Raw genomic sequence first — 20,718 nt, 5'->3', positions numbered from 1 at the left:
TACCCGTCTGACGAGGGGCAAACATGACGGCGCTCTGGCAATCGGACGCGGCCGGCATCGCCGCCGGCGTGCGCGATGGCTCGACCTCGGCGCGAGCCGGCGTCGAACAATGCCTGGCGCGCATCGCAGCCACCGAGCCGCAGGTCAACGCCTTCACCTCGGTGCTGGCGGATCGGGCGCTGCGCCGCGCCGGCCAGATCGACAAGCACACGCGCCGCAGCGAGCTGTCGCTGGCGGGCGTGCCGTTCGCGGTCAAGAACCTGTTCGACGTTGCCGGCCTGCCGACGCTGGCGGGCTCCAAGATCGAGCGCGACACGCTGCCGGCGGCCCGCGACGCGCTGCTGGTGCGCCGGCTCGAAGCGGCCGGCGCAATCCTGGTCGGCGCGCTCAACATGGACGAGTACGCCTACGGCTTCACCACTGAAAACACCCATTACGGCACCACCCGCAACCCGCATGACCTGACGCGCATCTCGGGCGGCTCGTCGGGCGGCTGCGGCGCGGCGATCGCGGCCGGCCAGGTGCCGATCACGCTCGGCTCGGACACCAACGGCTCGATCCGTGTGCCCGCGTCGCTGTGCGGCACCTTCGGCCTGAAACCCACCTTCGGCCGGCTGCCGCGCACCGGCAGCTACCCGTTCGTGGCCAGCCTCGATCACCTCGGGCCGTTTGCCCGCACGGTGGCCGATCTGGCGCTGACGTATGACGCGATGCAAGGCCCGTCGCACGACGATCCCGGTTGCGCCCGGCGGGCCCCCGAACGTGTGACCGGCGAGCTCGGGCTCGGCGCCGAAGGTCTGCGCATCGGCGTGCTGGGCGGCTGGTTCCGCAACATGGCGATGCCCGAGGCGCTGGCTGCCGTCGACGCGCTGGCGCAGGCGCTCGGCACGACGCGGCTGATCGAATGGCCCGAGGTCGAGCGGGCCCGCGCGGCGGCCTTCCTGATCAGCAACTCCGAAGGCGCGACGCTGCACCTCAACGACCTGCGCCGGCGCGCGCAGGATTTCGAGCCGTTGTCACGCGATCGTTTCCTGGCCGGCGCCTTGTTGCCCGCCGCCTGGGTGCAGCAGGCGCAGCGTGTGCGGCACTGGTTTGCCCGCCGGGTGGCGCGTTCGTTCGAGACTGTCGACGTCGTGCTCGCGCCGGCCACGCCTTGCGTCGCGCCGGTGATCGGCACCGAATGGCTCGAGATCGACGGCAAGCGCCTGCCCGCGCGCCCCAGCCTGGGCCTGCTGACGCAGCCGGTGTCGTGCATCGGCCTGCCGGTGGTGACGGTGCCGGTGTGGGGCATGAACCCGACGTTGCCGCACCTGCCGATCGGCGTGCAGGTGATCGCCGCGCCCTGGCGCGAAGACCTGGCGCTGCGGGTGGCCGCCCACCTCGAGGCGCGCGGCCTGTGCAGCGCACCGATCGCCAAGCTGAACTGATCGACGCAGCGAGACACCGCATGGACATCAACCTGAGCGACGTGCAGGCCGAACTCTGCGGCGTGTTCGACGCCTACGAGGCCGCCCTCGTCAGCAACGACGTCGCCACCCTCGACGCCCTGTTCTGGGCCAGCGAACACACCGTGCGCTACGGCACCGGCGAGAACCTGATCGGCATCGAGGCGATCCGCGCCTTCCGCAACGCGCGCTCGTCGCAAGGCCTGGCTCGCGTGCTGAGCCACACCGTCATCACCACCTTCGGCCGCGACTTCGGCACCGCCATGACCGAGTTCGTGCGCCCCTCCTACCGCCAGGACGGCCGGCTGCTGCGCGTGGGCCGGCAGAGCCAGACGTGGGTGCGCACGGCAGAGCCCGGCCACGGCGGCTGGCGCGTGGTGGCCGCGCACGTCAGCCTGCTCGACCTGCCTGCCGACTGATTTCCTTCCTGTCCCTGTCCTTCCGACCCGAACCCTGAAAGGTAGCCCCCATGAAACACGACGCCGACAAGCCCGAAACCACCTCCCCGCTGCGCCGCCAGCTGCTGGCCGGCGGCGCCCTGGCGGGTGCCTCGCTTGCGCTGCCCGGCGCACTGCGCGCCGCACTGGCGCAGACGCCGGTCGTGGTCGGCGTGATCTACGTCGGCCCGCGCGGCGACTTCGGCTACAACCAGGCGCAGGCCGCGGCTGCCGCGGCGATCAAGAAGCTGCCGGGCGTCAAGGTGGTCGAGGAAGAAAACGTGCCCGAAACCGCCGCGGTGCAGAAGACCATGGAGGCCATGATCAACCAGGACAAGGCCACGCTGATCTTCCCGACCTCGTTCGGCTACTTCGACCCGCACATGCTGAAGATGGCCGAGAAGTACCCCAAGGTGCGCTTCGCCCACTGCGGCGGCATGTGGACCGCCGGCAAACATCCGACCAACACCGGCAGCTACTTCGGCTACATCGACGAATGCCAGTTCCTGGCCGGCGTGGTCGCTGCCCACGCCAGCAAGACCAAGAAACTCGGTTTCATCGCCGCCAAGCCGATCCCGCAGGTGCTGCGCAACATCAACGCCTTCACGATGGGCGCACGCTCGGTCGACCCGGCCTTCACCACCCGCGTGATTTTCACCGGCGAGTGGTCGATGCCGGTGAAAGAAGCCGAAGCCGCCACCAGCCTGATCGACCAGGGCGTGGACGTGTTGACCTGCCACGTCGACAGCCCGAAGGTGATCGTCGAGACCGCCGAGAAGCGTGGCGTCTTCAGCTGCGGCTACCACGCCAGCCAGGCCGCGCTCGCGCCCAAGGGCTATCTCACCGGCGCCGAGTGGGACTGGGCCACGCCCTATGCCGCGCAGATCAAGGCGGCGCAAAGCGGTGCGGCGATGCCCAACTTCCTGCGCGGCGGCTTGAAGGACGGCTACGTGAAGCTGTCGCCCTACGGCGCCGCCGTCTCGGCCGCGGCCAAGAAGAAGGCCGACGAGATCAAGGCCGCGATGGTGGCGGGCAAGTACGTCATCTTCAAGGGCGGCCTGAAGGACAACAAGGGCGCGGTCGTGATCCCGGCGGGTAGCAACCTCGAACAGTTCAACCCCGAGCTGGAGAAGATGAACTACCTGGTCGAGGGCGTGCTCGGTTCGATCCCAGGCTGAACGAGGAGTACCGCCATGAGCAGCATCTCGATCCCGGCCAGCGCGCCGATCACGGCGCCGTCGCCGGTCGCGCTGAAAGTGCGTGCGATGTTCGACGCGCTGCTGCCAGCCGGCGCCGCGCTGTTGCTCACGGTGCTGCTGTTTTCGCTGGCGGTGGCGCTGGCGGGCTTCAATCCGGGCGAGGTCTGGTCGTTGATCTTCCTCGGCGGTTTCGGCGACGCTTTTGCGTGGCAGAACACGCTGCAGCGCGCCGCGCCGCTGCTGCTCACCGGCCTCGCGGTGGCGCTGCCGGCGCAGGCCGGGCGCGTGATCATCGGCGCCGAAGGGGCGTTGGTGCTTGGCGGGCTGGTGGCGTCGGCCTTCGGCAACGTGCTGGCCGATGCGAAGGTGCCGGCACTGATCGTCTGGCCGGCGATGGCGCTGGCCGGGGCGCTGGCCGGTGGCATCTGGATCGGCGGGGTCGGCTGGCTGCGCGAGCGGCGCGAGGTCAACGAGACCATCGCCAGCCTGCTGATGTCGTTCATCGCCATCGCGCTGTTCAACCAGTGTGTCGAGACGGTGCTGCGCGACCCGGCCAGCTTGAACAAGCCTTCGACGCGCACGCTGCCCGAGGCGCTGATGCTGCCGCCGATGCCCGGGCTGGACGTGCACTGGGGCCTGGCGGTCGGCATCGTGGTGGCGCTGATCGCCTGGGGCGTGATGCGATTGACGCCGCTGGGCCTGGCGCTGCGCATCGCCGGTGGCAACCCGCGTGCGGCTCTCGGCGTCGGCCTGCCGGTGGCGTGGCTGACGGTCGGCGCCTGCGTGGCCGGTGGTGCCTGTGCCGGCCTGGCGGGTGCGGTCGAAGTGGCGGCGGTACACGGCGCGGCCAACGTGTCGCTGGTGGCGGGTTACGGCTACAGCGGCATCCTGATCGCGTTCGCGGCGCGCTTCTCGCCGGGTGGTGTGATCCCGGTGGCGATCCTGGTCGGCGGCATCGCCGCCAGCGGCAGCTTGCTGCAACGCCGGCTCGGCCTGCCCGATGCGTCGGTCACGGTGCTGCTGGGCTTCGCCTTCGTCGCGCTGATCGGCTGCGAGACATTGCGCGGCCGCACGTTCACTCTGCGCCGCGGCGCTCGGAAAGGTTGAAGCATGGACGGCAACGACATCGGCTGGTGGGGCGTGCCCCTGGCCATCATCGGCGGCGCGATCCGCGTCGGCACGCCGCTGCTGTGGGTGAGCCTGGGCGAGACGGTCACCGAGAAGGCCGGCCGCATCAACCTCGGCCTCGAAGGCACCTTGCTGATGGGCGCGATGACGGCGTTCGCGGTTTCGATGAGCACCGGCAACCCGTGGCTGGGCGTGATCGCAGCCGCCTTGATGGGCATCGTGTTTGGCGTGCTGCACGGCGTGTTGTGCAGCCTGCCGCGGGTCAACGACACGGCGATGGGCATCGCCTTGATGCTGGCCGGCTCGGGCCTGGCGTTCTGGCTCGGCAAGCCGCTGATCCAGCCGACCGCGCCCGGTCTGCCGCCGATCGTGCTGGGCGGCTGGACCGATCAACCGGCGCTGAAGGCCGCGTTATCGATCAACTCGCTGTTCGTGGTCGGCCTGGTGCTGGCGTTCATCGTGCACTGGGCGCTAGTCCACACCAGCTTCGGCCTGCGCCTGCGGGTGGTCGGCGACAGCGAAAACGCTGCGCGTGCCTTCGGCCTGTCGCCCACCGCCTACCGCGTGCTGGCCACCGCATTCGGCGGCGCCTGCGCGGGGGTGGGCGGCTCGTCGCTGTCGCTGGTCTACCCGGGCGCGTGGAGCGAGGCGCTGTCGAGCGGGCAGGGCGTGATGGCGGTGGCGCTGGTGATCTTCGCGCGCTGGGATCCGCGCCGCTGCGTGCTCGCCGCGCTGCTGTTCGGCGGCGCCAGCGCCATCAGCCCGGCGCTGCAGGCGATGGGTTATTCGGCCGGCTACTACCTGTTCGGCGCCTTGCCCTATGTGCTGACGCTGGCGCTGCTGATCGGCCTGGGCAAACCGGGGCCGAGCGACGGCGCGCCGGGTGAACTGTCGTTGAACCGCTGACCGGAGTCATCGCATGAACCGCTACTCCCCAGTCGACGCCAACCCCTACCCCTGGCCCTTCGATGGCGACTGGACCGCGGCCAACACCGCGCTGGTCATCATCGACATGCAGACCGACTTCTGCGGCGTCGGCGGCTACGTCGACCGCATGGGCTACGACCTGTCGCTGACACGTGCGCCGATCGGCCCGATCGCGTCGCTGCTGGCAAAGGCCCGCGCCATCGGCATGCACGTGATCCACACCCGCGAGGGCCATCGGCCTGATCTGTCGGACTTGCCCGCCAACAAGCGCTGGCGCTCGCGCCGCATCGGCGAGGGCGGCGTGGGCATCGGCGATCCGGGCCCGTGCGGGCGCATCCTGGTGCGCGGCGAACCCGGCTGGCAGATCATCGAAGAACTTGCGCCCGCGCCTGGCGAGCCGGTGATCGACAAACCCGGCAAGGGTTCGTTCTGCGCCACCGACCTGGAGCTGATCCTGCACAGCCGCGGCATCCGCAACCTGATCCTGACCGGCATCACCACCGACGTCTGCGTGCACACCACGATGCGCGAGGCCAACGACCGCGGCTTCGAGTGCCTGATCGTCAGCGACGGCACGGCAGCCACCGACCGCGGCAACCACGATGCGGCGCTGAAGATGGTGACGATGCAGGGCGGCGTGTTCGGCGCGGTGGCGTCGTCGGCCGCGATCCTCACCGCTTTGGGAGTGATGTGATGAAAGTGACTGTTTCGATGCGCACGTGGGCCGAGCGCCGGGCCGCTCCCAAGCCGGCCCACATCCCCTCGGGGGATCGGTCGACGTACCCGTCGGACGAGGGGCAGTCATCATGAGCGAGTTGATTCCCCCGCCCGTTGAAGTGACCGGCGCCGCCCGTGTCGAGATGATGGGTTTCTCGAAACGCTTCGGCGCGCTGCAGGCGCTCGATGACGTGTCGCTCACCGTCGAGGCCGGATCCTTCCACGCGCTGCTGGGCGAAAACGGCGCCGGCAAGTCGACGCTGGTCAAGGCGCTGATCGGCTTCTACCAGGCCGACACCGGCAGCGTGTCGGTCGACGGCCGCGAGCGTGCCATCGGCAGCCCGCGCGACGCGGCGGCGCTCGGCCTGGGCATGATCTTTCAGCACTTCACCGTCGTGCCCGGCATGACGGTGGCCGAGAACCTGGCGCTGGCCGGGCGCGATCTGACCGCGCTGATCGACTGGAAGGCCGAGCGTGCGCGCTTGGCCGCCTTCATGCGCACGGCGCCGTTCCCGCTCGCGCTCGACGCCCGCGTGGCCGAGCTGGCCGCGGGCGAGAAGCAGAAGCTCGAGATCCTCAAGGCGCTGTACGCGCGGCGGCGTTTCCTGGTGCTCGACGAGCCCACCTCGGTGCTGACGCCGCAGGAAGCCGACGAGGTGCTGGGCCGCGTCAAGGCGCTTTGCCGCGAGGGGCAACTGTCGGTGCTGATCATCACGCACAAGTTCCGCGAGGTCTTCGGCTTCTGCGACGAGGTGACGGTGTTGCGGCGCGGCCGGCGTACCGGCGGCACGCGCGTGGTCGACACCTCGCGCGACCAGCTCGCCAGCTGGATGATGGGCGTGCCGCACGACGCCGCCGGGCCGACCGGTGAGGTGCTGCCTTCGGCGCTGGTGGCGGAGCTGGTCGGTGTCGATGCGCCGGTCGCAGCCGTCACGCCCGTCGCGCCGGAGGCCGCCACTCCTGCAGCCTCTGCCCCGCGCCTCAGGATCGACGCGCTCACGGTGCTCGGCCACGCCGGCCAGTCGGCGATCGACCGGCTGCGGTTGCAGGTCATGCCGGGCGAGATCGTCGGTGTGGCCGGGGTGTCCGGCAACGGCCAGCGCGAGCTGGTGGCCGCGCTCACCGGCACGTTGCCGATTGCCGGTGGCTCGGTGTTCGTCGACGGCCAGCCCTATGCGCCGACGCGCGCGCAGATGCTCGCGCTCGGCGTGCGCAGCCTGCCCGAGGAGCCGCTGCAGAACGCCTGCGTCGGCAAGCTCTCGGTGGCCGAGAACCTGGCGCTGCGCAACTTCGACCGCGCGCCGCTGGCTGCCGGCCTGTGGCTGCGGCGCAGCGCGATGCGCCGGCAGGCGCTCGCCCACATCGCCAACTTCAAGGTCAAGACACCCGGCCCGGACGCGCCGATCGAGACGCTGTCGGGTGGCAACGTGCAGCGCGCCGTGCTGGCGCGTGAGCTGTCACACGACCAGGCCGGCGGGCCGCGGGTGCTGATCGTCGCCAACCCCTGTTTCGGCCTCGATTTCCAGGCCACCGCCGAGATCCACGCCCGCCTGCGCGCCGCACGCGACGCCGGCTGCGGCGTGCTGCTGGTCAGCGAAGACCTCGACGAGATCCTGGCGCTGGCCTCGCGGCTGGTGGTGCTGTCGCACGGCCGCGTGGCACTCGAATGCACCACCGCGACGGCCGACATCGCCCGCATCGGCCACGCGATGGCCGGCGAAGGCGCCCACGACAGCCACCCCGTCCCATCCACCGCCGAGGCCGCATGAAACCCATCGTCGACGCCCGTCCGTATCCCTACGCATTCGACCCCGCGCACACGGCAGTCGTGCTGATCGACATGCAGCGCGATTTCCTGGAGCCCGGCGGCTTCGGCGCGATGCTGGGCAATGACGTGACGACGCTGCAGCGCATCGTGCCGGCCTGCCAGGCGCTGCTGGCGCTGGCGCGCGCGCACGAGATGCGGGTCATCCACACGCAAGAGGCGCACGACGCGCAGCTGCTCGACTGCCCGCCGTCCAAGCGCGCGCGCGGCGGCTTGAGCTGCGGCATCGGCGATGTCGGTCCGCTCGGCCGGGTGCTGGTGGCCGGCGAGCCGGGCGCGGGTTTCGTCGCCGAGCTGCAGCCGCTGCCTGGCGAGACGGTGTTGCGCAAGCCGGGCAAGGGCGCCTTCCACGCCACCGGGCTCGATGCCATGCTGCGCGCCAGCGGCATCACGCACCTGCTGATCGGCGGCGTCACCACCGAGGTCTGCGTGCAGACGACGATGCGCGAGGCCAACGACCGCGGCTACGAGTGCCTGCTGGTCGAGGATTGCGCGGCGAGCTACTTCCCGCACTTTCACGCCGCGGTGGTCGAGATGGTGGTGGCGCAGGGCGGCATCGTCGGCTGGGCGGCGCCGCTGGCTGCCGTGCAGGATGCGCTGCGGGGCGCCATGCAGGAGGCACGTCCGGCCGCCGCTTAGACTTCTTCCCATGCCCCTGACCACTGCCCGAGCCCGCAACGCTGCCGCCAACGACGGGGGCCGCAGCAACCTGGCCGAACAGGCCTACGTGCAGCTCAAGGGGCTGATCCACGATTTCGAACTGCTGCCCGGCGACCGCTTCACCGAGTCCGAGATGGGCGCGCGCCTGGGCGTGAGCCGCACGCCGGTGCGCGAGGCCTTGTTCCGGCTGCGCAACGAGGGTTTCCTGGAAGTCGAGAGCAAGAGCGGCTGGTTCGTGCGGCCGATCGATTTCGACCGCCTCGACCAGCTCTACGACCTGCGCGTGGTGCTCGAGCTGGCCAGCGTGGCGCGGCTGTGCGCGCGCAGCGCCGATCCGCCCGAGCTCGATGCCCTCAAGGCCGCCTGGCTGGTGCCGCCCGAGGAACGCCTGGCCGGCACGCACGAGGTCGGCGAGCTCGACGAGGACTTCCACGCCACGCTGGTGCGCGCGGCCGGCAACGCCGAGATCGCGCGCGTGCACTGGGACGTGACCGAGCGCGTGCGCATCGTGCGCCGGCTCGATTTCACCCGCGGCGAGCGCATCGCCGCCACCTACGACGAACACGCGCAGATCCTGCGCGCGGTGCTGCAGCGCAAGCTCGACCAGGCCCAGCTGCTGCTGCGCAGCCACATCGAGCAGAGCAAGACCGAGGTGCGCAAGATCACGCTGTCGACGCTGCACGAGGCCCGCGGGCGGGCCCGGCGCTGAGGCGGGCGCCGCCCCGGTCGGGCAGCGCGCTCAGCCGGCGATCGCGCGGGTCGCGACGCAGCGGTAGAGCCGCTCGTCACGGGCCTGCGCCTCGGCACGGCAGGTGTAGACGAGCTTGATCACGTGTTCGTCGTCGGACGCGATGGCACGGGCGGCCAGTTCGGGCCAGTCCATCGGGTCGGGGGGCGGCGCGATGCGGCCCGGGCTGACCCGGCTGCCCAGCAGGGCGGCGGCGAACGCCACCGAATACCAGCGCACCGCGGCCAGCGGCTCGTCGAGCAGCGGCAGCAGCAGGCGCAGCGCGTGGCCGCTGGTGACGAGGTGCAGCACGGTGAAGTTGCGGCTCGCCAGGTAGCGATCGGCGGCCAGGGCGGCGAGCTGCGGCAGCGTCTGCGCATCGACCCGCAGCCGGCCGACGTGCTGGCGGAAGGCCTCGGTGGCGGCGACGCTGCGCATCTGTTCCGAGATCAGCCCCGGCGTGGCCTGCCAGTGCGCGCAGGCGTGCGCCAGGCCGTCGATCCAGGCGCGCACGCCCAGGTCGCTGTCGTGGCCGTTGCCGCCCTGGTGACCGGCTTGCGGCAGCGCGGCCAGCAGCGGCAGGTGGCGGCTGGCCCAGTAGGCCAGGCCGGCGGCCAGCTCGCCGTCGTGGCCGCTGTCGAGCCCGTAGGCGGTGCGGATCAGGCCGTGGAAAGCCGCCGCGCCGATGCCCGGCAGCAACTGCGGCAGCACCGCGGTCAGCACGCTGGCGCGGCCGTCGAGCGCGAGCCGGTCGCGAAACGAGTCGAACAGCTCGCGGTAGGCCTCGGGCCGGCGCAGGCCCTGGGGCTCGGGCGTGTGGTCGAGCGTGGCCATCAGGCTCGCGGTGTCGGCGGCCAGCGGCTGCAGCCGCTGCGCGTGGCTGTGGGCAAACCGGCTCAGCCGTGCGGCGTCGGCGCCCAGCCGCTGCAGCGCCACCAGCGCCATCGGCAGGTGATTGCTGAGGCCGCCGTGGTACTCGGGGGCGAAGTTCAGACCTTGGTCGAGCAGGGTGTTGAGCAGGGCAGCGGTCATGGGCGTCGGGCGGTTCATCAGCACGCTGGAGCAAGACTAGCGCCGGGTCGGCCCGCTTGTCAGCCCTGGCCGCTCAGCCGCCCTGCTGCGGGCAGTGTTGTCGCGCGGTCGGCGCTGCCGTGGCGACCTGCGCAACCTGGTGCGCATCGCCCGCCGATGTCCTGCCGTGCACCGTTGTCGCCCGGCTGGCGGCCGGGCTCAGGCCGTGAGGCTGGCCTGCTCGCGCAGCAGCTGCTCGAAGGCCTGGGCCGGCAGCGGCCGGCTGCGCAGGAAACCCTGGTAGCGGTCGCAGTTGCGCTGCTGCAGGAAGGCCAGCTGCTCGGCCGTCTCGACCCCTTCGGCCAGCACCAGGATGCCCAGGCTGTGGCCCATCGCGATGATGGCGGCGGCGATCTCCATGTCGTCCGGGTCGTCGGGGATGTCGGTGATGAAGCTGCGGTCGATCTTGAGCACGTCGATCGGAAAGCGCTTGAGCGAGGCGAGCGACGAATAGCCGGTGCCGAAGTCGTCGATCGCCACGCCCACGCCGAGCCCGCGCAGGCGCTGCAGCACCTGCAGCGCTTCGGCCTCGCGCTCCATCAGCGCGCCTTCGGTCAGCTCGAGCTCGAGGTGGGTCGGCGGCAGGCCGGTCTCGACCAGCACCTGCATCACCTGCGTGGCCAGATCGGCCTGGTGGAACTGGCGCGGCGAGACGTTGACGGCCACCGTCAGCGCCGGCAGGCCGGCATCGAGCCAGGCCCGAGCCTGGCGGCAGGCCTCGCCGAGCACCCAGGCGCCGATCTCGCCGATCAGGCCGGTGGCTTCGGCCACCGGGATGAAGCGCACCGGCGGGATCAGGCCCTGTTCGGGATCCTGCCAGCGCACCAGCGCTTCGGCGCCGATGATGCGGCCGCTGCGCAGGTCGACCTGCGGCTGGTAGTGCAGCAGCAGCTGGCCGTCGGCGAGCGCGCGCCGCAGCCGGGCCTCGATGTGCAGGCGCTCGCGTGCGATCCTCGTCATCTCGTCGGCGTAGTAGCGGTAGACACCGCGGCCGTCGCCCTTGGCGCGGTAGAGCGCGGCGTCGGCGCCTTGCAGCAGCGTCTGCGGGGTCCGGCCGTGGTCGGGGTAGATGCAGATGCCGATGCTCACGCCCACGCTGACCTCGACGCCCTCGCTGCTGCGCCACGGCTCGCTGAGCCCGCTCAGCAGCTCGGAGGCCAGCCGCGCGGCGTCGTCGTCGTGGCGCAGGTCGTGCATCAGCAGCGCGAATTCGTCGCCGCCCAGCCGCGCCAGGGTGTCGGACTGGCGCAGGCGCTGCGTCAGGCGCTGCGCCACGTACTTCAGCAGCTCGTCGCCGGCCAGGTGGCCGTAGCTGTCGTTGATGTCCTTGAAGCGGTCGAGGTCGAGCAGCAGCACGGCCAGCCGGCGGCCCTCGCGTTCGGCCTGGTGCAGCGCCTGGTCGAGCCGGTTGTTGAACAGCAGCCGGTTGGGCAGGTGCGTGAGCGGGTCGTGATGGGCCAGGAACTCCAGCCGCGCCTCGGATTCCTTCAGGTGCGTGATGTCGGTGAACACGCCGACGTAATGGGTCACCTGGCCGTGCGGATCGCGCACCGCGCTGATCGACAGCAGTTCGGGCACCGGCGAGCCGTCCTTGTGGCGGTTCCAGATCTCGCCCTGCCAGAGGCCGGTGTGGTCCAGCTGGGCCTGCATCGCCTCGTAGAAGTCGCGGTCGTGGCGCCCCGAGCTGAGCATGCGCGGGGTCTGGCCGAGCACCTCGGTTTCGGTGTAGCCCAGCAGCGTGGTGAAGGCGCGGTTGACCGAGACGATGCGGCGCCGCGCGTCGGTGATCATCACGCCCTCCTGGGTGCTGTCGAACACCTGCGCGGCCAGGCGCAGGCGCTCCTCGGCCTGCAGGCGGTCGGTCAGGTCGGTCAGCACGCCCGAGAAGCGCTGCGGCGTGCCGTGCGCGTCGCGGTGGCACATGCCGCGGCCCTGGAACCAGCGGTACTCGCCGTCGAAGCACCGCATGCGGTAGGTGGCGACGAACGGGGTGCCGTATTCGATCGAGTTGCGCACCGCGGCGATGCTCCGGTCGCGGTCGTCGGGATGCAGCCGCTCGCGGAACCGGAAATCACGCGCCAGGTCGTTGCCGGGGTAGCGCAGCAGGCGGGCGTAGGCGGCGCCGAAGCTGATCTTGTCGGTGATCAGGTCCCAGTCCCAGAGGCCGTCGCCGCTGCCGTCGACCGCCAGTCGCAGGCTGGCTTCGCTGCGCTGCAGGGCGGCGCGGGCGTCGCGTTCGGCGGTGATGTCGCGCGCGATCGCCAGCACCTCGCGGCTCCCCGCGCGGGCCATGCGCATCTCGAAGCCGTGCTCGCCGTCGGGCAGCGGCAGGGTGTACTCGAAGATCTGTGCCGCGTCCTCGGCCAGCACGCGGGCGATGTGGTGCAGCGCGGTGGCGGTCAGGCTGGGGGGCAGCAGGTCGGCGATGGCCCGGCCGATCACCTGCTCGCGCGGCATCAGCAGCTTGTCCTGCTGGCTGGCCCACAGGTCGACGATCACGCCGTCCGCGTCGAACAGGAAGATCAGGTCCGGCAGCGCGGCGACCACCGCGCGCAGGTGGCGTTCGCTGGCGGCGAGCGCCTGCTGGCCCAGCTGCTGGTCCTCGAGCAGCGACAGCAGCGCCAGCCGCGAGCGTTCGGCCTCGGCCAGCAGTTCGTGGTTGCGCCGGTGGGCCTGTTCGAGCAGGCGCAGGTTGTGGCGCTCGCGGCTGACGTCGCGGCCGACCGAGATGATGCCGGTGGCGCGGCCGTCGATGCCCAGCAGCGGCGAGATCGCCAGGTCGACCGTGGCGACGCTGCCGTCGGCGGCGGTGTAGCTGGCCTCGCGCCGCACCAGGCCGTTCTGGCTGAGCGCCAGCCGGTCGGCCCGGCGTGCCTGGCCGGCCTCGGGCTCCGGGTAGATCTGCTCGAGGGTGCGGCCGCAGATCTCGGCTTCGGACAGGCCGATCAGTCGTTCGGCGGCCGGGTTGGCGAGCAGGTAGCGGCCGTCGAGGTCGCGCACCGCCACGCAGTCGGGGATGCTCTGGATGATCTGCTGCAGCTGGCGGCGTTGGCGCAGCAGGTCGCCTTCGGCCTGCTTGACCGCGGTGATGTCCTGCACCACCGAGATGAACTGGCGCGGCTGGCCGTCGGCACCCCGTGCCAGCGAGACCGTCAGCGTCACCCAGATCGTGCTGCTGTCGGGCCGCAGGTAGCGCTTTTCCATCCGGTAGCGGTCGATCCGGCCGGCCAGCAGATCCGCGACTTTGTCGAGGTCGGCGGCCAGATCGTCCGGGTGGGTGATGTCCTGGAAGCGCAGGCGCTGGGTTTCCTCGACCGTGCGTCCGACGATCTCGGCAAAGCGCCGGTTGACCTCGGTCAGGCGGCCGTCGAGCGCGGTCAGGCTGATGCCGACCGCGGCGTCGGCCACCACGTCCGCGACCCGCTTGTGCGCCTGCTCGGCCTGCTCCTGGGCCCGTGCGGCACGCCGGATCAGCCAGCCGGCCAGGCTGGCGCACAGCAGCGTCTGGATCGCGGTGAACCACGACGCCGGCTGCGGCCCGGCGACCAGCCAGGCGGTGCCGAGCAGCAGGATGAGGGTGGCGCCGCCGGCGGCGCGTTGCATCGGAGTCACGTCGGAAGGCTATCGGTCAACGAGGCGGGCAGGCTCCGGGACTCGGTCCGCGGGGCGGCTGTGGTGAGCAGTTCGTAACGCGGGGTCTCGCCCATTCGAATCAGCAGTGTATTGACCTCGGCCTTCAGCTCGGCGATGCGCTCCTCGCGGCCGAGCACGGCGCTCTGCCAGCGCCGCAGTTCTTCGACCTGCGCCATCAGCCGCGAGTCGATCTCGTGCTCGCGGGTGATGTCGACCGCCAGCAGCACATGGCCGAGGCTGCGGCCGTCCGGGCTGCGGCGCGGCACCGCCTCGACGTGCATCCAGCGCCAGGTGCCGTCGTGGCGGCGCAGCCGCAGGATCTGCTGGAAGTCGAGGTGGGCGTCGACCGCACCGCGCCAGCCGAGCAGGGCCTGGTCGAACTCGTCGGCATGCACGGCACCCAGCCAGCCCGCCGCCAGCGCGTCTTCGCGGCCCTGGCCGGTGAAGGCCAGCCAGGGGTCGTTGCACCAGCTGCCGCGGCCCTGCAGGTCGGTGACCCACTGCAGCGCGTGGCCGGCGTTGGCGAGCGTGCGGTAGTGGTGCTCGCTGTCGGCCAGCGCCTGCTCCAGGCGGTAGGCCTCGGAGACGTCGCGGAACACCAGCACCACGCCGTGCAGCGTGCCCCGGCCGTCGCGCACCGGCGCGGCGCTGTCGGCGATGTGGATGCGCTCGCCCTGGCGCGACACCAGCACGGTGTGGTTGGCCAGGCCGACCACCATGCCGCTGTCGAGCACGCGCTGCACCGGGATCTCCGCCGGCTCGCCGGTGTGGGCGTGCTCGATGCGGAACACCTCGTCGACCCGGCGGCCACGCGCCTCGTGTTCGCGCCAGCCGGTCAGGCGTTCGGCCGCCGGGTTGAGCAGCGTGATACGCCGCTCGGTGTCGGTCGCCAGCAGGGCGTCGCCGGTCGAATAGAGCACGGTTGAGAGCTGCTCCTTGCTGGCGCTGAGTTCGCCCCGGCTGTGCTGCAGCGCCGCCACCATCTGGTTGAAGGCCCGGGCCAGATGGGCGATCTCGGCCGGCCCGCGTTCGGCCGCACGTGCCTCCAGGTTGCCGTCGGCCCACAGCCGGCTCGCGCGCTCCAGGGCGTGCAGCGGGCGCGCCACCGCCCATTGCAGCCCGCCCGCCAGCAGCGCCAGCAGGGCGCCGATCGCGAGCAGGTCGGGCAGGCGGTTGCGCAAGGTGGCCAGCGCCAGATCCTCGCGGGCGCGCCGCAGGTCGAGCTGCACGTAGGCCAGCGCCGGCTCGAGCTGGCGCGTGTGCGTCGCCTCGAACACCGGCTGCAGGTACGACAGCAGGCCGCTGAGCCGCCGCGTCGGCTCGTCCCAGCGCACGTCGGCGCGGCGCTGCGCCAGGCTGTCGTCGAGCCGCTGCGGCTGCCACTCGGCGATCACCTCGGCGGCCGGCCGACCGACCCAGGCGCGCCGGTGGGCCTGCTTGATGCGCCCCTGGTGGTCGATCAGCGCCACCTGCCGCACCAGCGGGTGGGTGGCGATCTGGCCGATGTCCTGCGCCAGGGCGTCCGGATGGACGTTGCCGTGCTCGCCGGCGTGGCGCGCCAGGCGGAAGAGTTCGTCGCGCAGCACCGTTTCGGCGGTCGTGTCGAGCTGCTGCAGGCCTTCTTTCCAGGCCCCCCACAAGCCGGCGCAGACGACCAGCAACAGCAGCAGGCCGACCGCCAGCGGCAGGGCCGCGCGCAGCGGCAACCGGGCAAGAGCAGGGTTCACGTGTCGGCTCCCGCGGGCAGGGCCGGCAGCACGGCGGTGCTGCACAGCGGCGTCTGCGGCGCGGCGCGCGTGAGCAGGCGGGCCTTGCGCATGACCTGCTCCAGGTGGCGCGCCGACGTCAGCAGGCGCGGCTGGTTGCCGGCCAGCCACTGGTGGTTCTCGAGAAGGCCGGGCATCGACAGGCCGTCCAGGAAGCCCGGCACCTGCGCGGGCGCCAGGCCCAGGCGCGCGCCGATGCCCGGCGCCAGCCGCTGCGGCTCGGTGAGCCACAGCGCCTGCATCTCGAAATGCATCTGCACCAGCCGGCGCAGGGCCTGCGGGTTGCGCTGCAGCGTGCTGCGATGCACCGCCAGCACGTCGATGATCTGGCCCGGCATCGCATGGCTGTCGAACAGGCGCCTGGCGCCCTGTGCGGCAGCGGCGCCGAGCACCGGCTCGAAGGTCACGAGGGCATCCACCTGACGAGTCTGCCAAGCCGCCAGGTGGTTCGCCACCGTCATGAACACCGGCTGAACCTGCTCGAGCCGCAGCCCCGCCGCCTGCAGCGCGGCGTGCAGCACCAGCGCGCCGGTGGCGGTCTGCTCGACGCCGATGCGCTTGCCCACCAGCGCCGCCAGGCTGCCGATCTCGGCCTGCGCGATCAGCGCGTCGGCGCCGGTCGATTCGTCGAACACCAGCACGGCGCACAGGTCGAGCCCGTCGGCGCGTGCGCTCAGCAGTTCGTCGAGCGTCAGGCCGCCGCCCTCGATCACGCCGGAGGCCAGCGACTGCAGCACGTCGGTCGACGAGGGCATCTCGATGATGCGCAGCTCGGCCTCGTCGAAGCGGCCCAGCGCCTGGGCGGCGTGCATCAGTTCGTAGCCCGGCCAGACATTGCTGGCGATGCGCAGCAGCGGCTCGCGCCGGCTGCAGCCGGTCAGGCCGATCGCCGCGGCCACGGTTGCGGCCGCGGTTGCAGCAGCCCCGCCGAGCATCCGCCGTCGTGCCATCCGCGGGCCGATCCGGCGTGTTTCGAAACTGTCCGGATGCGGGCTTTTTGTCGCCTGTTTCATCGCGGTTTCCTCCCCTGGCCGGCTCATCGGGCCGGCTGTTGTTGCGGTCGTTTCAGTCCGGATCTGAGGTCGCGCCGTCGGTCGGTTGCGGCAGGTAGCGCACCGCCAGCACGCCGGCGATCGCCGCCAGCTCGGCCAGCACCTGCGCGCTCACGGGGCTGTCGACGTCGACCAGCGTGTAGGCCACGTCGCCCCTCGACTTGTTGACCATGTTGTGGATGTTGAGCCCGGCGCGCGCCATCGTGGTCGAGATCTGGCCCAGCATGTTGGGCACGTTGGCGTTGGCGATCGCCACCCGCCAGGCCGACTCGCGCGCCATGCTGACCGACGGGAAGTTCACCGCGTTGGCGACGTTGCCGTGCTCGAGGTAGTCGCGCAGCTGCTGCGCCACCATCACGGCGCAGTTGTCCTCGGCCTCGCGGGTCGAGGCGCCCAGGTGCGGCAGCGCGATCACGCCGTCGTTGCCGGCCAGCGCCGCGCTCGGGAAATCGCAGACGTAGCGGCCCAGGTGCTTGCCCGCCAGCGCGCCGAGCACCGCCTGCTCGTTGACCACGCCGTCGCGCGAGAAGTTGAGCAGCACCGCGCCGCGGCGCATCAGGGCGATGTTGTCGGCGTTGACGAGGTCGCGCGTGGCCTTGACCAGCGGCACGTGCAGCGTCACGAAATGGCCGCTCTTGAGCACCTCGGCCACGCTGGTGGCGCGGCGCACCTGCGAGGGCAGGCTCCAGGCGGCGTCGACCGTGATCTCGGGGTCGTAGCCCAGCACGTCCATGCCGAGCTTGATCGCGGCGTCGGCCACCAGCGCGCCGACCTTGCCCAGGCCGACGATGCCCAGCGTGTGGCCGGCCAGCTCGTAGCCGGCAAAGGCCTTCTTGCCGTCCTCGACGACCTGGTCGAGATCGGCCGCCGCGGTGTCGAGGCCGGCCACGAACTGCAGCGCCGCCGGCACGTTGCGCGCGGCCAGCAGCATGCCGGTCAGCACCAGTTCCTTGACCGCGTTGGCGTTGCCGCCCGGTGCGTTGAAGACCGGCACGCCGCGAGCGCTGAGCGCCGGCACGGGGATGTTGTTGGTGCCGGCGCCGGCCCGGGCGACCGCCTGCACGCTGGCCGGGATCGCCATCGTGTGCATGTCGGCCGAACGCAGCAGCACGGCGTCGGGTTGCGTGACCTCCTTGCCGACGTGATACCTCGGCGCCGGCAGGCGCTTGAGGCCGCTGGCCGAGATCTGGTTGAGCACCAGGATCTCGAAGGTCCTAGCCATGGCGGGCCTCGAATTCCTTCAGGTAGGCGACCAGCGCCTGCACCCCCTCGATCGGCATGGCGTTGTAGATCGAGGCGCGCATGCCGCCCACCGAGCGGTGGCCCTTCAACTGCAGCATGCCGCGCGCCTGCGCGCCCTTCAGGAACTCGGCGTCGAGCGACTCGTCGCGCAGCTTGAACGGCACGTTCATCAGCGAGCGGTCCGCGCGCGCCACCGGGCTCGAGAAGAACTTGCTGGCATCGAGAAAGTCGTACAGCAGCGCCGCCTTCTGGCGGTTGTGCGCCTCCATCGCCACCAGACCGCCCTGCGCCTTGATCCAGTTGAACACCAGGCCGGCCATGTAGATCGCGTAGGTCGGCGGGGTGTTGAGCATCGAGTCGTTGTCGGCCTGCTCCTTGAAGTCGAACACCGAGGGCGTGATCGGCAGGGCCTGGCCGAGCAGGTCTTCGCGCACGATCACGATCGTCAGGCCGGCCGGGCCGATGTTCTTCTGCGCGCCGCCGTAGATCAGCGCGTACTTCGAGACGTCGACCGGGCGGCTCAGCAGGTTGCTCGACATGTCGGCCACCAGCGGCACGCCGGCGGTGTCGGGCGTCCAGTGGTATTCGACGCCGCCGATGGTCTCGTTCGAGCAGATGTGCACGTAGGCCGCGTCGGGGTCGAGCTGCCAGGTGTCGCGTGCGGGCACGCGGTCGAAGCCGGTCTCCGCGGCGCTGGCGACCACATTGGCGCGGGCGTACTTCCTGGCTTCCTTGATCGACTTCTTCGACCACTCGCCGGTGTTGACGAAGTCGATGCTGGTCTTGCCGCGCAGCAGGTTCATCGGGATGAAGGCGTTCTCGCCGAGCGCGCCGCCCTGCAGGAACAGCACCTTGTAGCCGGCGGGCACCGCCAGCAGCTCGCGCAGCAGGCTCTCGGCCTCGGCGTGGATGGAGATGAACTCGCGGCCGCGGTGGCTCATCTCCATCACCGACATGCCCGAGCCGTGCCAGTCGAGCATCTCGTCGGCCGCCTGGCGCAGCACGGACTCGGGCAAGGCCGCCGGGCCGGCGCTGAAGTTGAACACGCGTGTCATGCAAAGGTCTCCGCAGGTGAAGCTGTGAATCTGGAACGGGGTGGGATCAACCGAACAGCATACCCAATTCGCCGTGGCGTCAGGGCAGGCGGCGGATGCGTTCGTCGTGACGTACGTCAAGCCGCTCGTGGCTGCGGAAATACGCTTCGAAGGCGTCGACGTCCATCATCCCGGTGACCGGCTCCAGGCCCTGCCTGAAGACCGAGAACCCGTCGCCGCCCGAGGCCAGGAAGCTGTTGACCGACACCCGGTAGCGCGTGTCCGCCCCGATCGGCTGACCGTTGAGCCGCAGGCTGTCGGCCCGCACGCGCTGGCCGGGCGGGCGGCTGGCGTCCCAGCTGTAGCTGAAACCGCGCGAGACCTGCAGGATGCGCGGCCGGGGCTGGTCGAGCCACTGCTGTTCGAGCAGCTGGCGCAGCTGCGCGCCGGTCAGCGAGAGCGTGACGAGGTTGTTGTAGAACGGCTGCACCGCAAAGATGTCCTCGTAGCGCACCACGCCGCCGTCGCCCGCGGCCAGGTCGGCGCGCAGGCCGCCCGGGTTCATCAGCGCGATCTGGGCGCCGCCGCTGAGCGGGTGTTCGGTGGCCATCAGCTGGGCGTCGGCCACCACCTGGCCGATGACGGATTCGCCGGCGGCGTTTTCCTCGCGTGTCAGGCGCCCGCTCATGTAGCCGACCACCCGCCCGGCCAGCGGCGCGGCGAGCGTTTCGTAGCGGGCGATCAGGCGGCTCTGTTCGGCGTCACGGGCGTAGCGGTCGGTGCGCACGATCAGGTTGTCGGCGCGCGCCTGCAGCACGTCGCCGCTGCGCGGGTCGAGCTGCAGGTCGATCTCGGTCAGCACGGTGCCGTACTTGTCGGCGCTGGTGACGAGCCGCCCGCCGATGCGGCAGTTGTAGGCGCGGTGGGTGTGGCCGCTGACCACCAGGTCGACGGCCGGGTCGAGCCGCTCGACGATGCCCACGATCGGCCCCGAGATGCCCGGGCACTCGTTGTGGTCGCCGCTCGGGAAACCGCCCTCGTGGATCAGCACCACGATCGCCTCGATGCCCTGCGCGCGCAGCTGCGGCACCAGCGCGTTGACGGTCTGCGCCTCGTCGCGGAACGCGAGCCCGGCCACGCCGGCGGGCGTCACGATGCGCGGCGTGCCGGCCAGCGTCAGGCCGACGAAGGCCACCGGGATGCCCTCGAAACGCTTGACGTGATAGGCCGGCAGCAAGGTCCGGCCGGTGCGCGTGTCGATCGTGCTGGCGGCCAGGTACTGGAAGCGCGCGCCGCGAAAGTCCTGCGGGCCGCGGCAGCCGTCCTTCGGGTGGCAGCCGCCGTTCTGCTGGCGCAGCAGCTCGGCCGCGCCGCGGTCGAACTCGTGGTTGCCGACCGCGCTGGCCTCCAGGCCCATCAGGCCGAGCGCCTCGATCGTCGGCTCGTCGTGGAACAGCGCCGACAGCAGCGGGCTGGCGCCCACCAGGTCACCGGCGGCGACGAAGATGTGGTTCGGGTTCTTCGCGCGGGCCTCGCGCAGCGCGCTGGCCAGGTGCTCGGCGCCGCCGGCGGGGACGCTGACGGTCTTGCCCGCATCCTGCGGATCGCGGATGCGCACGCCGCCCAGCGGGGGCTTCAGGTTGCCGTGGAAGTCGTTGATCGCCAGCACCTTGACCGCCACCGGCGGGGCCTCGCGCGGGCCGAACAGGCCGCAGCCGGACAAGGCGGCGAGGGCGGCGATCAGGGGCGGGCAGATCAGGCGGGTGATGCGCATCCAGAAGCTCCGGGGGCGTTGACGGCCACACGCGGCCGGGCGGCCGGACAGCCGCGCCGCAAGTATGCGGGCCGCCGCCTG

The 20,718-nt window shown here is 71.4% G+C and carries 16 protein-coding genes; 9 read left to right on the top strand and 7 right to left on the bottom strand.

All coding sequences use genetic code 11. The features are described 5' to 3' along the window. Positions 1 to 23 precede the first annotated feature (23 nt). The 9 genes from LCHO_RS15145 to LCHO_RS15105 all read left to right on the top strand — a co-directional run bounded on the left by LCHO_RS15145 (position 24) and on the right by LCHO_RS15105 (position 9,047). Positions 24 to 1,427: an AtzE family amidohydrolase gene (locus LCHO_RS15145; protein ID WP_012348039.1), complete on the top strand. Its 1,404-nt coding sequence runs from the start codon at positions 24 to 26 to the stop codon at positions 1,425 to 1,427. Between the two features lie 20 nt (positions 1,428 to 1,447). After that, positions 1,448 to 1,864, top strand: coding sequence for an oxalurate catabolism protein HpxZ (hpxZ, locus tag LCHO_RS15140; RefSeq protein ID WP_012348038.1), 417 nt, complete (start codon positions 1,448 to 1,450; stop codon positions 1,862 to 1,864). 50 nt (positions 1,865 to 1,914) lie between these two features. Continuing rightward, positions 1,915 to 3,060 carry a BMP family ABC transporter substrate-binding protein gene (locus LCHO_RS15135; RefSeq protein WP_012348037.1) on the top strand — a complete coding sequence of 382 codons (1,146 nt, stop codon included), beginning with the start codon at positions 1,915 to 1,917 and terminating at the stop codon, positions 3,058 to 3,060. 15 nt (positions 3,061 to 3,075) lie between these two features. Then, complete coding sequence (locus LCHO_RS15130) at positions 3,076 to 4,188, top strand: ABC transporter permease (protein ID WP_012348036.1); 1,113 nt, start codon at positions 3,076 to 3,078, stop codon at positions 4,186 to 4,188. Positions 4,189 to 4,191: 3 nt separating this feature from the next. Further along, on the top strand, positions 4,192 to 5,115 hold the full coding sequence (locus tag LCHO_RS15125; protein WP_012348035.1) for an ABC transporter permease: 924 nt from the start codon (positions 4,192 to 4,194) through the stop codon (positions 5,113 to 5,115). Positions 5,116 to 5,128: 13 nt separating this feature from the next. Beyond that, on the top strand, positions 5,129 to 5,830 hold the full coding sequence (gene biuH, locus LCHO_RS15120; RefSeq protein WP_012348034.1) for a biuret amidohydrolase: 702 nt from the start codon (positions 5,129 to 5,131) through the stop codon (positions 5,828 to 5,830). 112 nt (positions 5,831 to 5,942) lie between these two features. Then, positions 5,943 to 7,622 (top strand): ABC transporter ATP-binding protein, encoded by a 1,680-nt coding sequence (locus LCHO_RS15115; RefSeq protein WP_012348033.1) that lies wholly within the window; start codon positions 5,943 to 5,945, stop codon positions 7,620 to 7,622. Beyond that, on the top strand, positions 7,619 to 8,317 hold the full coding sequence (locus LCHO_RS15110; protein WP_012348032.1) for a cysteine hydrolase family protein: 699 nt from the start codon (positions 7,619 to 7,621) through the stop codon (positions 8,315 to 8,317). The genes LCHO_RS15115 and LCHO_RS15110 overlap by 4 nt, the downstream gene beginning before the upstream one ends. A 10-nt stretch (positions 8,318 to 8,327) precedes the next feature. Further along, complete coding sequence (locus tag LCHO_RS15105) at positions 8,328 to 9,047, top strand: GntR family transcriptional regulator (protein WP_012348031.1); 720 nt, start codon at positions 8,328 to 8,330, stop codon at positions 9,045 to 9,047. Positions 9,048 to 9,077: 30 nt separating this feature from the next. On the opposite strand, the gene LCHO_RS15100 is transcribed toward LCHO_RS15105, so the two are convergent. From LCHO_RS15100 to LCHO_RS15070, 7 genes are all read right to left on the bottom strand, one after another. Beyond that, positions 9,078 to 10,097, bottom strand: coding sequence for a questin oxidase family protein (locus LCHO_RS15100; RefSeq protein ID WP_043704364.1), 1,020 nt, complete (start codon positions 10,095 to 10,097; stop codon positions 9,078 to 9,080). Between the two features lie 198 nt (positions 10,098 to 10,295). Next, positions 10,296 to 13,739: a sensor domain-containing protein gene (locus LCHO_RS15095; RefSeq protein WP_012348029.1), complete on the bottom strand. Its 3,444-nt coding sequence runs from the start codon at positions 13,737 to 13,739 to the stop codon at positions 10,296 to 10,298. Between the two features lie 5 nt (positions 13,740 to 13,744). Further along, entirely contained in the window at positions 13,745 to 15,496 is a 1,752-nt protein-coding gene (locus LCHO_RS15090) for a PAS domain S-box protein (RefSeq protein ID WP_012348028.1), read from the bottom strand. Then, positions 15,493 to 16,434, bottom strand: a complete 942-nt coding sequence (locus LCHO_RS15085) for an ABC transporter substrate-binding protein (RefSeq protein WP_190274808.1) — start codon at positions 16,432 to 16,434, stop codon at positions 15,493 to 15,495. Before LCHO_RS15085 ends, LCHO_RS15090 begins: the two co-directional genes overlap by 4 nt. Positions 16,435 to 16,600: 166 nt before the next feature. After that, positions 16,601 to 17,809 (bottom strand): phosphoglycerate dehydrogenase, encoded by a 1,209-nt coding sequence (locus tag LCHO_RS15080; protein ID WP_012348026.1) that lies wholly within the window; start codon positions 17,807 to 17,809, stop codon positions 16,601 to 16,603. After that, positions 17,802 to 18,884, bottom strand: a complete 1,083-nt coding sequence (serC, locus tag LCHO_RS15075; RefSeq protein ID WP_012348025.1) for a 3-phosphoserine/phosphohydroxythreonine transaminase — start codon at positions 18,882 to 18,884, stop codon at positions 17,802 to 17,804. Before serC ends, LCHO_RS15080 begins: the two co-directional genes overlap by 8 nt. A gap of 79 nt (positions 18,885 to 18,963) precedes the next feature. Beyond that, positions 18,964 to 20,637 (bottom strand): bifunctional metallophosphatase/5'-nucleotidase, encoded by a 1,674-nt coding sequence (locus LCHO_RS15070; RefSeq protein ID WP_012348024.1) that lies wholly within the window; start codon positions 20,635 to 20,637, stop codon positions 18,964 to 18,966. Positions 20,638 to 20,718 lie beyond the last annotated feature (81 nt).

It is taken from the genome of Leptothrix cholodnii SP-6, from assembly GCF_000019785.1.
GTDB lineage: Bacteria > Pseudomonadota > Gammaproteobacteria > Burkholderiales > Burkholderiaceae_C > Sphaerotilus > Sphaerotilus cholodnii.
This window is presented reverse-complemented; position numbering and strand designations above follow the sequence as displayed.